Raw genomic sequence first — 12,861 nt, 5'->3', positions numbered from 1 at the left:
CCGTCCCTGGAGCGTCGCCGTGCCCCTCGTCCCGTCGCAGCTCGAGGCGTGGATGGGCGACGCGCTCGCCCAGGCCGAGGGCTGCCGGGCGTCCGACGACGTGCCCGTGGGCGCGGTCGTGCTGGACGCCTCCGGCGAGGTGATCGGCACCGGCCGCAACGAGCGGGAGCTGCTGCAGGACCCGACGGCGCACGCCGAGGTCCTCGCCCTGCGCGCCGCGGCCCGGCACACGGGCGACTGGCACCTCACCGGCACGACGCTCGTCGTCACGCTCGAGCCGTGCCCGATGTGCGCCGGCGCGATCCTCGCGGCGCGTGTGCCGCGGGTCGTCTACGGCGCGTGGGACGAGAAGGCAGGAGGCGCGGGCAGCGTCTACGACATCCTCCGCGACCGCAGGCTGCCGCACCGCGCCGAGGTGTTCGCCGGCGTGCGCGAGGCCGAGTGCCGGGCCCAGCTCGACGCGTTCTTCGCCGAGCGCCGATAGTCCGCGGTGCCGACCCTCGCCCGCCCCCGCGGGTTCGGGTGCGGGTGCAGGTGCAGTCGCGGGTGCGGCCGCTAGTCGGCGGCCTTGATCACGATCGCGTCGGTGGGCGGGTCGACCCGGTCCGGCTCGTGCCAGACGTCGGGCTCGACGTAGATGACCCGCGCGATCGGCACGGCCTCGCGGACGCGTGCCTCGATCGCGTCGATGGTCGACGAGACGTCGCGCAGCGCGGTGCGACCGTCCATGGCGACCTTCACGGCGACGAGCAGCTCGTCGGGGCCGAGGTAGAGGGTCTTCATGTGCACGATCTGCTCGACCTCGGGGCCGGCGGTGATGGCGGCGCGGATGGCCTCGACGTCGCCGGCGGAGGCGCCCTCGCCCACCAGCAGGCTCTTCGTCTCGATGCCCAGCACGACGGCGACGGCGACGAGCAGCAGGCCGATCGCGAGCGTCCCGATCGCGTCGAAGACGCCGTTCCCGGTGATCCAGGTGAGGACGACGCCGATCATGGCGAAGCTGAGGCCGAGCAGCGCGGCGGCGTCCTCGAGCAGCACGACCGGGAGCTCGGGCGCCTTGGCCCGGCGGATGAAGGCGGGCCAGCTCTGTGCGCCCTTGGCGGGGCGCGCCTCCTTGATCGCGGTGCGCAGCGAGAAGCTCTCGAGGCCCAGCGAGATCGCGAGCACGAGGACGGGCAGCCACGGCACGTCGAGGGGGTGCGGCTCGCGCAGCTTCTCGACGCCCTCGTACAGCGAGAAGACGCCGCCGACGCTGAACAGGATGATCGAGACGACGAAGGCGTAGACGTAGCGCTCGCGGCCGTAGCCGAAGGGGTGCTCGGCGTCGGCGGCCTTGCGGGCCTGCTTGCCGCCGAGCAGCAGCAGCAGCTGGTTGCCCGAGTCGGCCAGGGAGTGCACGCCTTCGGCGAGCATCGACGACGACCCCGAGAAGAACCAGGCGACGAACTTCGTCACCGCGATCCCGAGGTTGGCGCCGAGCGCCGCGAAGATCGCCTTGTTGCCGCCGGACGTGCTCATGTGGAGGTCCCCTCGTGTCTGGGTCGATCTTAGGATGGCCCGATGGTCACGACTCTCCCCGCCACCGCAGTTCTCGGAGCAGGCTCGATGGGCGGTGCCGTCCTCGCGGGCCTGCTCGGCCCCGACGTCGTCGTCGAGGGGGGCATCCGCGTCACGAACCGCACCGAGGCCAAGGCGGCCCCGCTCCGGCAGGAGGGCGTCACCTCCCTGGCCACCGAGACCGACCCCGGCGCCAACACGGCTGCGGTCGAGGGCGCTCGCCTGGTGCTGATCGGCGTGAAGCCGCACATGGTGGTCGACCTGCTGACCGAGATCGCCCCGGCCCTCGAGCCCGACGCCGTAGTCGTGAGCCTCGCGGCGGGCGTCACCACGGCCACGATGGAGGCGGCGCTGCCCGCGTCCGTCACCGTCGTCCGCTCCATGCCCAACACCCCGTCGCATGTGGGCCTCGGCGTCACGGGCCTCAGCGCTGGCTCGCGCTCGTCCGACGACGACCTCGCGCTCGCGCGACGGCTGTTCGAGGTGGTCGGCGACGTCGTCGTCGTGCCCGAGTCGCAGATCGACGCGCTCAGCACGATCTCGGGCTCCGGTCCCGCCTACGTCTACCTGCTGGTCGAGGCCCTGCAGGAGGCGGCGGTCGGCCTGGGCTTCACGCCCGCCCAGGCCGCCACGATGGTCCAGGGCACCTTCCGGGGAGCGAGCGAGCTGCTCGCCGTGAGCGACCTGACACCCGCCGAGGAGGCGCCCGCCGAGCTCCGCAGGCGAGTCACCAGCCCCGGCGGCACGACCGAGCGGGCCGTCGCCGTGCTCGAGCAGGGCGGCCTCGCCGACCTCTTCGGCCGAGCTGCCCAGGCCGCGCTCGCCCGCAACCGCGAGATCGCCGAGGGCCGCTGAGGCTGCCCGACCGCGTCGCCCCCGAGGGCGTCAGCCCTCGAGCGCCGCGAACTTCTCGATGGTGCGGCTGTCGCCCGACACGATGATGAGGTCGTGGTTGCTGATGACCGTCTCGGGAGTCGCCTCCTTGAACGCGCCTCCCGGGCTCTTCACCCCGACGACCGTGACGCCGTACTTCGTCCGGATGTTCGAGGCGGCCAAGGAGGCGCCCCGCACCGGCTTCGGCGGGTACATCTTGACGATCGCGAAGGCGTCGTCGAACTCGATGTAGTCGAGCATGCGTCCCGAGACGAGGTGCGCGACGCGCTCGCCGGCCTCGCGCTCGGGGTAGATGACGTGGTTCGCGCCGATGCGGGCGAGGATCTTGCCGTGCGACTGGCTGATCGCCTTGGCCCAGATCTGAGGCACCTTGAGGTCGACCAGGTTGGCGGTGATGAGCACGCTGGCCTCGATGGACGAGCCCACCGCGACGACCGCGATGGAGAAGTCCTGGGCGCCGATCTGCTTGAGGGCGTCGATGCTGCGGGCGTCGGCCTGGACGGCGTGCGTGACCCGGTCGGCCCACTTCTGCACGAGCCCGGCGTCGGTGTCGACGGCGAGCACGTCGCGGTCCTGCCGCTCGAGCTGGCCTGCGGTCGCGGCGCCGAAGCGGCCGAGGCCGATGACGAGCACCGGCGCGTCGTGCTTGATCCTGTCAACCAACGATCGGTCGCTCCTCGGCTCTCGTGAACAGCTGGCGTCGCTGGCTGGCGGCCAGGGCGACGGAGAGCGTCACTGTACCAACGCGGCCCATCCACATGGTGACCGCCAGGATGTACTTCGCCGAGTCCGGCAGCCGGTCGGTGAGTCCGGTGCTGAGGCCGGAGGTCGCGAAGGCCGAGATGCACTCGAAGAGCACGTGGTCGAGCGGCTCCTTCGTGATGTGCATGATGAGGATGCTCGAGACGGCCACGATCGTCGCGCCCCAGAGCACGACGCTGACCGCGAGGCGCAGCACGTCGCTGGGGATGCGGCGGCCGAAGGCCTCCATCGAGCGCTGGCCGCGGGCCTCGGCGAAGGCGGCGAGGAACAGCACGGCCAGGGTCGTGACCTTGATGCCGCCCGCCGTCGAGGCCGAGCCGCCGCCGATGAACATGAGCATGTCGGTGACGAGCAGCGACGAGCCGTTGAGGTCCGAGATCTGGATCGTCGAGAATCCGCCCGACCTCGTCATCATGCTGAGGAACAGCGACTGGAACACGGTCGGCCCGGCCTCGATCGCGCCGAACGTCTTCGGGTTGTCGAACTCGAGCACGATGTAGAGCACCATGCCGAAGACGATCAGGATCGCCGTCGTCAGCAGGGTCAGCTTGACGTGCACCGACCAGCGGCGGGGGTGCCGCGGGTTGCGGGCCAGGGCGTAGATCACGGGGAACCCGATGCTGCCGAGGAACACCCCCACCATGATCAGGCTGAGGAACCAGTAGTCGTTCTCGAAGGCGGCCAGGCCGTCGGCGTTGGGCGTGAACCCGGTGTTGGTGAAGGCCATCGCCGAGTAGTAGAAGCTGTCGAGCACGGCGTCGCCGAGGGCGATCCCGTCGATGACCATCCGGGGGATCATCAGCAGCGCGATCACGAGCTGGATCACGAACGAGCTGAGGGCGACGGTCGTCAGCAGGCCGCCGATCTCGCCGAGGCGCACCGCCTGGCCCTCCGGCACCGGGCCCGCGTGGGCGCGGAGCGGGTTGCTGTCCCCGGCGGCCATCAGCCGGGCCCGGAGGCCGAGCTTCCGCGAGACGACGAGGCCCATGATCGAGGCGAGGGTCAGCACCCCGATGGCGCCGATCTGCACGCCGACGAAGATCACGACGTGGCCGAAGAGCGACCAGTGGGTCGCCATGTCGACGGTCGCCAGGCCCGTCACGCAGATCACGGACACCGCGGTGAAGAGCGAGTCGGCGAGCGGGGTCACCGTGCGGTCCGCGGACGAGACGGGCAGCGAGAAGACGACCGTGAAGACGAGGATCAGCCCGGTGAAGATGAGGATCGCGAACCGTGCGGGCGACTTGCGGCCGATGTCGTCGACCCAGTCGGACAGGCGGTGGAACACGCTGCGGGGGCCGGGGGAGGGTCCGCGCCGCGGCGCGACGGAGGCGCGCGTCACAGCCGTCATGGTACATCCGGCCGGTCGTCGTTACTGTGGCTGCATGCCCGACATCTTCGCCGTGATCGCCGACGGCACGCGCCGGGACATCCTCACGGTCCTGCTCGACGCCCACGTCTCCGCCGACTCGCGCACCGGCGACGTCAGCGTCGGCGAGATGGTGACGTCGCTCGGGCTGAGCCAGCCGACCGTCTCGAAGCACCTCCGCGTCCTCCGCGACGCGGGGCTCGTGCACGTGCGCGAGGACGGGCAGCACCGCTACTACGGCATCGAGACCGGGCCGCTCGAGGCGGTGGACGACTGGCTCGTCCCGTTCCTCGGGGCGGACCTCGCCGGTGGCCTCGACGCCGCGTCGGGGGCCTTCGCCGCCTGGGCGGGCGCGAGCGTGCCCGCGCCCATCCGGCGGGCCGCCGAGTCGCTCCCCGACGCGACCGACGTCGCGAGCGGGCTGGGACGGGCCGTGGCCGATGCGCAGCACCGCGCCTCCTCGGCCCTGCACGACGCCCAGAGCGCCCTGGACGAGCGCGTGATCGACCCGGTCCGCAAGCGCCTCGGCCGCTGAGCCCCGCGCCCCGGCCCGTCGCGACGGGAGGCCTGCCGCCGCGTCGTCCCCAGGCGGTGCCCGCGACCGTTGCACCCGCGGCACACGCGCCCCTAGAGTGACCACGAGTCACAGGAACACCTCCTGTCGCTCCTGCACCGGCGTCGTCGTCGGGCTCTCCCGACCAGCAGCCCCAGGAGGCGACGTGACCCACGATCTCTCGGACGTGAGGTTCCTCACCGTCGCCGAGGTGGCCGGCATGATGCGCGTCTCGAAGATGACCGTCTACCGGATGGTTCACTCGGGCGAGCTCCCCGCGATCCGCTTCGGCCGGTCGTTCCGCGTGCCCGAGTCGGCCGTCGCGGCGGTCGTGCAGAACGGCGTCGCCGACGTCGGCTGACGCGCTTTCGACAATCACGGGTCGCCCTAGTACACTGACCCGAGGCATTTTTCCGCGGTTCTGTTTCGGACCCGGTCGTCCGATCCATGAATCAGTGAGGTCCTCTATGGGTTCTGTCATCAAGAAGCGTCGCAAGCGCATGGCGAAGAAGAAGCATCGCAAGCTGCTTCGCAAGACTCGTCACCAGCGTCGCAACAAGAAGTAGACGATGCGCGAAGTGTGCCCTCGACCGTTCGGTCGGGGGCCACTTGTCGTTGAGGGCAGATCGTCGAGGCCAGCCGCTAGGGTCGAGGGCGTGCCCGTTCCCCGCATCTCCCTGCTGACGAAGCCCGGCTGCCACCTCTGCGACGAGGCGCGCGCCGCCCTCGACGCCGTGCTGGCCGAGCCCGAGTTCGCGGCGGCCGAGCTCGGCTACGCCGAGACCGACATCCTCGGCGACGAGGCCCTGCGGGCCGAGTACGCAGAAGAGATCCCGGTCGTCCTGCTCGACGACCGCGTGCACACCATCTGGCGCGTCGAACCCGAGCGCCTCCGCACCGCCCTCCGGAAGGCCCTCGCGTGACCGTCAAGCACATCGTCATCTGGAACCTCGTCGCCACCGACGACGCGTCACGTGAGCACGCCGCCGCGCGCATCGACGAGCTGCTGACCGGCCTGGTCGGCACGGTCGAGTCGATCCGCTCGCTCGAGGTCGTCCGCAACGTCGCCTACCCCGACACGAACGGCGACGTCGCGGTCGTCGCAGAGTTCGACGACGCCGCCGGGCTCGACGCGTACGTCGTCCACCCGGCCCACCAGGAGGCGGCGGCCGAGATCCGCACGCTCGTCACCGGACGCGGCGCCATCGACTACGAGGCCTGACCAGACAGAGCGAAGGAGGCGCGGTGCAGGTGATGCCTGCACCGCGCCTCCTTCGACGTCGGGCCCTCGGGCCCTCGTCCCCTACGGCGTGAGTCGGGTCGGTCCGCGGAACAGGAACGTCACCTCGCGGAGGTTCGGCTGGTGCAGCATGAGCATCAGCACGCGGGCCAGGCCCATGCCGAAGCCGCCGTGCGAGGGGGCCCCGTAGCGGAAGAAGTCGAGGTAGCCGCCGAGCTCCTCGGGCTTCATGCCCTTCTCGCGGATCTGGGCCTCGAGCACGTCGACACGGTGCTCGCGCTGGGCGCCGGTGGTGATCTCGGTGCCGTTGTAGATGAGGTCGTAGCTCTTGGTGAGCTGCGGGTCGTCGTCGTGGCGCATGTGGTAGAACGGCCGGATCGACGCGTCGTAGTCGGTGAGGAACACGAAGTCGTGGTCGAACGTCTCCTTGACGTACGCCGCGATCTGGCGCTCGCCCTCGGGGTCCATGTCGGCGTCCGCACGGGGCACCACGTAGCCGCGGTCGGCGACGATCTGCTTGGCCTCGGCGAGGGGGATGCGGGGGAACGGCGTCGTCGGCACCGTCAGGTCGACGTCGAAGAGCTCCTTGATCGCCGCGCCGTGCTTCTCGACGACGGCGGTGAACGCGGCGACGAGCAGCTCCTCCTGCATCTGCATGACGTCCTCGTGGCTGTCCACGTAGCTGATCTCGGCGTCGACGCTCGTGTACTCCGTCGCGTGGCGCGAGGTGAACGAGGGGTCGGCACGGAAGACCGGGGCGATCTCGAAGATCTTGCCGAAGCCGGCCGCCTGGGCCATCTGCTTGAAGAACTGCGGGCTCTGCGCGAGGAACGCGCTGCCCTCGAAGTACTCGACCTTGAACAGCTCGGCGTTCGACTCGCTCGCCGACGCCATGATCTTGGGGGTGTGCACCTCGACGTAGCCGCGCTCGACCCAGTAGGTGCGCATCGCGTGCTCGAAGGTGGTCTGGACACGGAAGATGAGGGCGTTGCGCGGAACGCGCAGGTCGAGGAACCGCCAGTCCATCCGCTTGTCGATGCCGCTGTCGGCGGCGATCGGCGTCTCGGGGTCGGCGAGGCTGTCGACGACGAGGCCGTCGATCTTCACCTCGATGCCGCCGAGCTTGACGCGCTCGTCGTGCTTGAGCTGGCCCGTGACCGTCACGAAGCTGCCCTGCGAGAGGCCCGAGATCGCGTCGGCGATCTCGTCGGTCTCACCTGCCTCGGCGAGCACGTCGGCGGCCGTGCGGGGACGGACGAGCTGGACGGCGCCGGACTCGTCGCGGAGGACGACGAACTGCACCTTCTTCTGGTCACGGACCGTGTCGACCCAACCGGACACCGTCACGGGGCCGTCGGGGAGGGGCGAGAGGTCGCTGATGAGGGTGCGTTCGATCACGGGGCCAGAGTTTACCGCGACGTCGAGCTTTCGGCCTCCCGTGAGGGAGGTGGGAGTGCAGGCCCGATCTAGACTGGTGGCCATGCCCGCCCAGCAGATCCACCTCGTGCGCCACGGCGAGGTGCACAACCCCGACCACGTGCTCTACGGCCGACTCGAGGGCTTCGGGCTCAGCGAGCTCGGCCACCGGATGGCCGCCTCCTCGGCCGCGATGCTGCAGGCGCAGGGCGCCCCCGTCGCCGCCGTCGTCGCGAGCCCGCTGCAGCGCACCCGCGAGAGCGCCGCGCCCTGGGCCGCCGCGTTCGACCTCGACGTGCAGGTCGACGAGCGCCTGATCGAGCCGACGAACAAGTACGAGGGCCGCCGCTCCGACTTCACCGTCGCGAAGCAGCTCGCCGTGCCGGCCGAGTGGCCGTGGATCGTCAACCCGCTCAAGCCCAGCTGGGGCGAGGCATACGTCAGCATCGCGGCGCGCATGCTCGCGGCCGTCGACGAGGCCTGGTCGAGCGTCGACTCGGGCGACGTCGTGCTGGTCAGCCACCAGCTGCCGATCTGGATGGTGCACCGCAGCGTGACGGGCGCCCGCCTCTTCCACGATCCCCGTCGCCGTCGCTGTTCCCTCTCGAGCATCACGACTCTGGAGCGGCACGGCGGGCGCTTCGTCGAGGTCGGCTACCAGGACCCCGCGGCCGACCTGCTCGAGCGCGCCGTCGACCTCGGGGCGGTCTGATGCGCCGCGCCTCCTTCGTCGTCGGTGCCGTCGCGGCTGCCTCGGCCCTCGCCCTCGTGCTCACCGGCTGCACCTCGCAGTCCGACCCCCTCGCCGAGCAGTACCGCGCGGGCGGCACCGAGAACTACATCAGCGGTGCCGGCACGGTCACCGAGGTGCCCGAGGCCGACCGTGACGACCCGGTCGAGTTCACCGGCACGACCGACGAGGGCGACGAGTTCTCGAGGGCCGACCACGACGGCGAGGTCGTCGTCCTCAACTTCTGGTACGCCAGCTGCCCGCCCTGCCGCAAGGAGGCGCCCGACCTGCAGCAGCTCAGCACCGACTTCGCCGACCAGGGCGTCCAGTTCGTCGGCGTCAACGTGCGCGACCAGGCCGACACCGCCCGCGCCTTCGCCGAGAAGTTCGACATCACCTACCCGTCGATCGTCGACACGAACGACGGCGCGGTCCAGCTCGCCCTCGCCGGCACCATCGCGCCGAACGCGGTGCCGACGACGATCGTCCTCGACAAGCAGGGCCGGATCGCCGCCCGCGTGCTCGGCGGCCTCGACGGCCCCAGCACGCTGAAGACGCTGATCAGCGACGCCGTCGCCGAGCAGGCCTAGAGGTGTACCAGGGCAACCCCTTCTTCGAGGCGGTCGCGGGCGGCCAGCTCGCCGTCGCGCTGCCGGTGGCGTTGCTCGCCGGCCTGATCTCGTTCCTCTCGCCCTGCGTGCTGCCGCTCGTGCCGGGCTACCTCGGCTACGTCGGGGGCCTCGCCGGGGGCGGTCGTCGCGCCGCAGCCGCGACTCCCACGGCCACCGCCTCCTCGACCGCCTCCCGCGACCGTCGGCGGATGGTGATCGGCGTCCTCCTCTTCATCGCCGGCTTCTCGCTCGTCTTCGTCGGCGGCAGCCTCGCCTTCTCGGCCGCGGGCTTCTGGCTGATCCAGTGGCGCGACCTGATCGTCCGCCTGATGGGCCTCGTGGTCATCGCGCTCGGCCTCGTCTTCGTCGGCCAGTTCACGTTCCTGCAGCGCACGATCAAGCCCGGGTTCGCCCCGGCGACCGGCCTCGCGGGCGCCCCGTTGCTCGGCATCGTGTTCGGCATCGGGTGGACGCCGTGCATCGGCCCCACCCTCACCGCCATCTACGCCCTGTCGTTCACGAGCGGCTCGGCCACGTCGAGCGTGCTGCTCGGGCTCGCGTACTGCGTCGGCCTGGGCGTTCCCTTCCTGCTCGTCGCCCTCGGCTTCGGCTGGGCGACACGCTCCATCTCGTTCGTCAAGCGCCACATGCGCGCCGTCAACATCGTCGGAGGCTCGATCCTGATCGCCATCGGTCTGCTCATGGTCACCGGGCTCTGGTCCTCCCTCATGTCGCACCTCGGGGCGGTGATCGCGAGCTATGGCACGATCGTCTGACCCCGAGCGCCGCACGTCGGTCGACCAGGGGGACGGGCCCGACCAGGCCGACCTGACCGACGTCTCGTCCGACCCGCTCCGCCCGAGCGACCACTACGACTCCGCTCCCGCCCGCACGCCGGGCGACCAGGGCGCGGGCTCCGCCGACGTCGTCCAGCCGCGCCTGGGGCTCGTCGGCTACCTCCGCTTCTTCTGGCGCCAGCTGACGAGCATGAAGACGGCGCTGTTCCTCCTCATGCTGCTCGCCGTCGCGGCGATCCCCGGCTCGCTCGTGCCGCAGCGCACCTCCGACCCCAACGGCGTCGTCCAGTACCGCGCCGAGCACCCCGACCTGTTCCCGGTGCTCGACAAGATCGGCGTCTTCGACACCTACTCGTCGCCGTGGTTCTCCGCCGTCTACCTGCTGCTCTTCATCTCGCTGATCGGCTGCATCGTGCCGCGCACGAAGCACCACTTCGAGGCCCTGCGCTCGAAGCCGCCGAAGACGCCTGCGAGGCTCTCGCGGCTGGCGGGCTACCGCTCCGTGACGCTGCAGACCGCAGGAGGCGCGGCGGACGCCGCCCTCGCCCCCGCCTCCGTCGTCGAGCAGGCCCGCGCGCAGCTGAGTCGCGCCGGGTACCGCACGCAGGTCTTCGGCGACTCGGTCAGCGCCGAGCGCGGCTACCTGCGAGAGACCGGCAACCTCGTCTTCCACACGGCGCTGGTCGGCGTGCTGCTCACGGTCGGGATCGGCGGCGGCTTCGGCTACACCGGTCAGCGCGTGGTCGTCGAGGGCCAGACCTTCACGAACGCCCTCGTCTCGTACGACTCGTTCAACCCGGGCCGCTGGTTCAGCGACTCCCAGCTCTCGCCCTACAACATCACGCTCGACGAGTTCACGACGACGTACGAAGAGTCGAACGCCGACGCGCTCGGACAGCCGCTCGACTACACGGCCGACGTCACGACGACGACCCAGTCGGGCGACACGAGCGAGCACGAGATCAAGGTCAACAGCCCGCTGTCGATCGGCGGCTCGAACGTCTATCTGCTCGGCAACGGCTACGCGGTCGACGTCACGGTGAAGGCGCCGGACGGCTCGGTCGCCTTCCGCGACACCATCCCCTTCCTGCCGCAGGACGCGAACCTCACCTCGCAGGGCGTCGTCAAGGTGCCGGACGGATTGTCGGACCAGATCGGCATGATCGGCTTCTTCTACCCGTCGGCCGTCGAGACCGGCGACGGGTCGGGCATCCTCGCCTCGAGCTACCCCGACCTGCTGAACCCGGTGCTGAGCCTGAACGTCTACCAGGGCGACCTCGGCCTCGACGCAGGTGTGCCGCAGTCGGTCTACTCCCTGGACACCGACGGCATGACCGAGATCGCGGGCGCCGCCGCCGACCAGTCGGCGCTGCAGCTCTCTCCCGGCACCACGGCCGACCTGCCCGACGGCCTCGGCACGGTGACGCTCTCCGACGTCAAGCGCTTCGCCTCCCTCGACGTGCACCACGACCCGTCGCAGCTCTGGGTGCTGCTGTTCGCCGTGCTGGTCTTCGCCGGTCTGCTCACGGCGCTGTTCGTGCCGCGCCGCCGTGTCTGGGTCAAGGCCAGCACGACCGACGGGGGAGTCCTGCTCGAGTACGCCGGCCTCGCCCGCGGCGAGGACCCGACGCTGGCCCGCGCCGTCCGCGACATCGCCCGGACGCACCTCGCCGGGCTCGGCGTGCCCGCCGACGCGGCACGTGCCGCGACGAGCGACGACGACCGCAGCGACGACCCGAGCGACCGCCCGAGCGCCGCCGCCGCGTCTGCGCCCGGCTCGACCTCGAACGACCCTGCCCGCTCGACCGAGGCGCCCAGCCGCGCCGGACGTAGGATGCGACCGTGACCGAAGACCTCGCCAACTTCTCGCTCGTCGCCGTGTACTCGGCGATGGCGATCTACACGATCTCGTTCGTGGCCTTCGCCCTCGACCTCGCCAAGCGCTCGGGCGACGCCCAGCAGGCGCCTGCGTCGAGCGCCGCCGCGACCGCAGGGCCCGACGCGGGCTCGGCCCGCGGGGCAGGTCGCGGCTCCGCCCGCGCCGCGGTCTCGGGCGGCAGCACCATCGTGCTCGACCGTGAGGCCGGGACGACCGTGTCGGCGGGCCAGGTCCGAGGCGACGGCACCGGCGGCCCCGACGGCACCTCCGGTCCCGGCTCGACCCGTCGTCGTCGCGGCTCGAGCTTCGAGCGCGTCGCCACCGCGATGATGGTGCTCGGCCTGCTCGTGCACGTCTCGAGCGTCGTGACCCGAGGCCTCGCCGCGGACCGCGTGCCGTGGGCCAACATGTTCGAGTTCTCGCTCACGGGCACCGCGATCATCGTCGCGGTCTACCTGGTCGCCGGTCGCTTCGTCGACCTGTCGTTCCTCGGCGCCTACGTCATGGGCCTGAACCTCGTGCTGCTCGCGATCGGCAGCGTCAACTACTACGTCGAGGTCGTCCCGCTGCAGCCGGCGCTCCAGTCGGCCTGGCTCGTGATCCACGTGCTCGTGGCGATCCTCGGCACCGGCTTCTTCGCGATCGCGGCCGGCCTCTCGATCGCCCAGCTGATCCAGACGAAGCGCGAGCAGGCCCGGCTCTCCGGCCTCCGCTTCATGGACACCCTGCCCGCCGCGGACCGGCTCGAGGACCTCGCCTACCGCGTCGCCCTCGTCGGCTTCGTGCTCTGGACCTTCACGCTCATCGCGGGCGCCGTCTGGGCCGAGCGCGCCTGGGGCCGCTACTGGGGCTGGGACACCAAGGAGGTCTGGACGTTCATCATCTGGGTCCTCTACGCCGGCTACATCCACGCCCGTGCGACCCGCGGCTGGCGCGGAGCCCGGTCGTCCTGGCTGTCGATCATCGGCTTCGCCGCGGTGCTGTTCAACTTCGGCGTCGTCAACGTCTTCTTCAAGGGCCTGCACGCCTACTCGGGCCTCTGACCCCTCCTCG

General features: G+C 71.0%; 16 protein-coding genes. 12 read left to right on the top strand and 4 right to left on the bottom strand.

Annotated elements, in window-relative coordinates; all coding sequences use genetic code 11:
- Window positions 1-19 precede the first annotated feature (19 nt).
- The gene (locus IFT77_RS05320) at window positions 20-484 is read left to right on the top strand and encodes a nucleoside deaminase (RefSeq protein ID WP_255416175.1); all 465 of its coding nucleotides are present in this window, start codon (window positions 20-22) and stop codon (window positions 482-484) included.
- A gap of 71 nt (window positions 485-555) precedes the next feature.
- On the opposite strand, the gene IFT77_RS05315 is transcribed toward IFT77_RS05320, so the two are convergent.
- Window positions 556-1,518 (bottom strand): cation diffusion facilitator family transporter, encoded by a 963-nt coding sequence (locus tag IFT77_RS05315; protein WP_192169366.1) that lies wholly within the window; start codon window positions 1,516-1,518, stop codon window positions 556-558.
- A gap of 42 nt (window positions 1,519-1,560) precedes the next feature.
- Between IFT77_RS05315 and proC the strand changes: the two genes are divergently transcribed.
- Window positions 1,561-2,412 (top strand): pyrroline-5-carboxylate reductase, encoded by an 852-nt coding sequence (gene proC, locus IFT77_RS05310; protein WP_192169365.1) that lies wholly within the window; start codon window positions 1,561-1,563, stop codon window positions 2,410-2,412.
- Window positions 2,413-2,442: 30 nt separating this feature from the next.
- Here proC and IFT77_RS05305 read toward each other — a convergent pair whose 3' ends face one another.
- Together IFT77_RS05305 and IFT77_RS05300 are read right to left on the bottom strand one after the other, a co-directional pair.
- Entirely contained in the window at window positions 2,443-3,114 is a 672-nt protein-coding gene (locus tag IFT77_RS05305) for a TrkA family potassium uptake protein (RefSeq protein WP_123546732.1), read from the bottom strand.
- Window positions 3,107-4,564 (bottom strand): TrkH family potassium uptake protein, encoded by a 1,458-nt coding sequence (locus IFT77_RS05300; RefSeq protein ID WP_192169364.1) that lies wholly within the window; start codon window positions 4,562-4,564, stop codon window positions 3,107-3,109. Before IFT77_RS05300 ends, IFT77_RS05305 begins: the two co-directional genes overlap by 8 nt.
- 34 nt (window positions 4,565-4,598) lie before the next feature.
- Between IFT77_RS05300 and IFT77_RS05295 the strand changes: the two genes are divergently transcribed.
- The 5 genes from IFT77_RS05295 to IFT77_RS05275 all read left to right on the top strand — a co-directional run bounded on the left by IFT77_RS05295 (window position 4,599) and on the right by IFT77_RS05275 (window position 6,357).
- On the top strand, window positions 4,599-5,117 hold the full coding sequence (locus IFT77_RS05295) for a helix-turn-helix transcriptional regulator (protein WP_192042195.1): 519 nt from the start codon (window positions 4,599-4,601) through the stop codon (window positions 5,115-5,117).
- 184 nt (window positions 5,118-5,301) lie between these two features.
- Complete coding sequence (locus tag IFT77_RS05290; protein WP_192042194.1) at window positions 5,302-5,496, top strand: excisionase family DNA-binding protein; 195 nt, start codon at window positions 5,302-5,304, stop codon at window positions 5,494-5,496.
- Between the two features lie 106 nt (window positions 5,497-5,602).
- Window positions 5,603-5,701, top strand: coding sequence for a 30S ribosomal protein bS22 (locus IFT77_RS05285; RefSeq protein ID WP_003792170.1), 99 nt, complete (start codon window positions 5,603-5,605; stop codon window positions 5,699-5,701).
- A 90-nt stretch (window positions 5,702-5,791) separates the two neighbouring features.
- On the top strand, window positions 5,792-6,058 hold the full coding sequence (locus IFT77_RS05280; RefSeq protein ID WP_233568987.1) for a glutaredoxin family protein: 267 nt from the start codon (window positions 5,792-5,794) through the stop codon (window positions 6,056-6,058).
- On the top strand, window positions 6,055-6,357 hold the full coding sequence (locus IFT77_RS05275; protein WP_192042192.1) for a Dabb family protein: 303 nt from the start codon (window positions 6,055-6,057) through the stop codon (window positions 6,355-6,357). The genes IFT77_RS05280 and IFT77_RS05275 overlap by 4 nt, the downstream gene beginning before the upstream one ends.
- An 81-nt stretch (window positions 6,358-6,438) precedes the next feature.
- Here the strand turns inward: IFT77_RS05275 and aspS are convergent, their stop codons facing one another.
- Window positions 6,439-7,773, bottom strand: coding sequence for an aspartate--tRNA(Asn) ligase (gene aspS / locus IFT77_RS05270; protein ID WP_192042191.1), 1,335 nt, complete (start codon window positions 7,771-7,773; stop codon window positions 6,439-6,441).
- 82 nt (window positions 7,774-7,855) lie between these two features.
- Here aspS and IFT77_RS05265 point away from each other — a divergent pair, with 82 nt between their 5' ends.
- Genes IFT77_RS05265 through ccsB form a run of 5 tightly spaced genes read left to right on the top strand, consistent with a single transcriptional unit; the run spans window position 7,856 to window position 12,851 of the window.
- Window positions 7,856-8,503, top strand: coding sequence for a histidine phosphatase family protein (locus tag IFT77_RS05265; RefSeq protein WP_133737894.1), 648 nt, complete (start codon window positions 7,856-7,858; stop codon window positions 8,501-8,503).
- Complete coding sequence (locus IFT77_RS05260; RefSeq protein ID WP_192169362.1) at window positions 8,503-9,111, top strand: TlpA disulfide reductase family protein; 609 nt, start codon at window positions 8,503-8,505, stop codon at window positions 9,109-9,111. The genes IFT77_RS05265 and IFT77_RS05260 overlap by 1 nt, the downstream gene beginning before the upstream one ends.
- 2 nt (window positions 9,112-9,113) lie before the next feature.
- A complete protein-coding gene (locus IFT77_RS05255) occupies window positions 9,114-9,908 on the top strand; it encodes a cytochrome c biogenesis protein CcdA (RefSeq protein ID WP_192169361.1) in 795 nt (264 codons plus the stop codon).
- Window positions 9,892-11,775: a cytochrome c biogenesis protein ResB gene (locus IFT77_RS05250; protein ID WP_192169360.1), complete on the top strand. Its 1,884-nt coding sequence runs from the start codon at window positions 9,892-9,894 to the stop codon at window positions 11,773-11,775. The genes IFT77_RS05255 and IFT77_RS05250 overlap by 17 nt, the downstream gene beginning before the upstream one ends.
- Window positions 11,772-12,851, top strand: a complete 1,080-nt coding sequence (gene ccsB / locus IFT77_RS05245) for a c-type cytochrome biogenesis protein CcsB (protein ID WP_371740937.1) — start codon at window positions 11,772-11,774, stop codon at window positions 12,849-12,851. Before IFT77_RS05250 ends, ccsB begins: the two co-directional genes overlap by 4 nt.
- Window positions 12,852-12,861: the final 10 nt, after the last annotated feature.

Source organism: Frigoribacterium sp. CFBP 13729 (genome assembly GCF_014841875.1).
Taxonomy (GTDB): domain Bacteria; phylum Actinomycetota; class Actinomycetes; order Actinomycetales; family Microbacteriaceae; genus Frigoribacterium.
This window is presented reverse-complemented; position numbering and strand designations above follow the sequence as displayed.

Bases quoted from the DNA above. Each gene is read 5' to 3' on its own strand.
- IFT77_RS05250 (WP_192169360.1), top strand. From the start codon at position 9,892: ATGGCACGATCGTCTGACCCCGAGCGCCGCACGTCGGTCGACCAGGGG.
- IFT77_RS05265 (WP_133737894.1), top strand. From the start codon at position 7,856: ATGCCCGCCCAGCAGATCCACCTCGTGCGCCACGGCGAGGTGCACAAC.
- IFT77_RS05260 (WP_192169362.1), top strand. From the start codon at position 8,503: ATGCGCCGCGCCTCCTTCGTCGTCGGTGCCGTCGCGGCTGCCTCGGCC.
- proC (WP_192169365.1), top strand. From the start codon at position 1,561: ATGGTCACGACTCTCCCCGCCACCGCAGTTCTCGGAGCAGGCTCGATG.
- IFT77_RS05300 (WP_192169364.1), bottom strand. From the start codon at position 4,564: ATGACGGCTGTGACGCGCGCCTCCGTCGCGCCGCGGCGCGGACCCTCC.
- IFT77_RS05315 (WP_192169366.1), bottom strand. From the start codon at position 1,518: ATGAGCACGTCCGGCGGCAACAAGGCGATCTTCGCGGCGCTCGGCGCC.
- IFT77_RS05285 (WP_003792170.1), top strand. From the start codon at position 5,603: ATGGGTTCTGTCATCAAGAAGCGTCGCAAGCGCATGGCGAAGAAGAAG.
- IFT77_RS05295 (WP_192042195.1), top strand. From the start codon at position 4,599: ATGCCCGACATCTTCGCCGTGATCGCCGACGGCACGCGCCGGGACATC.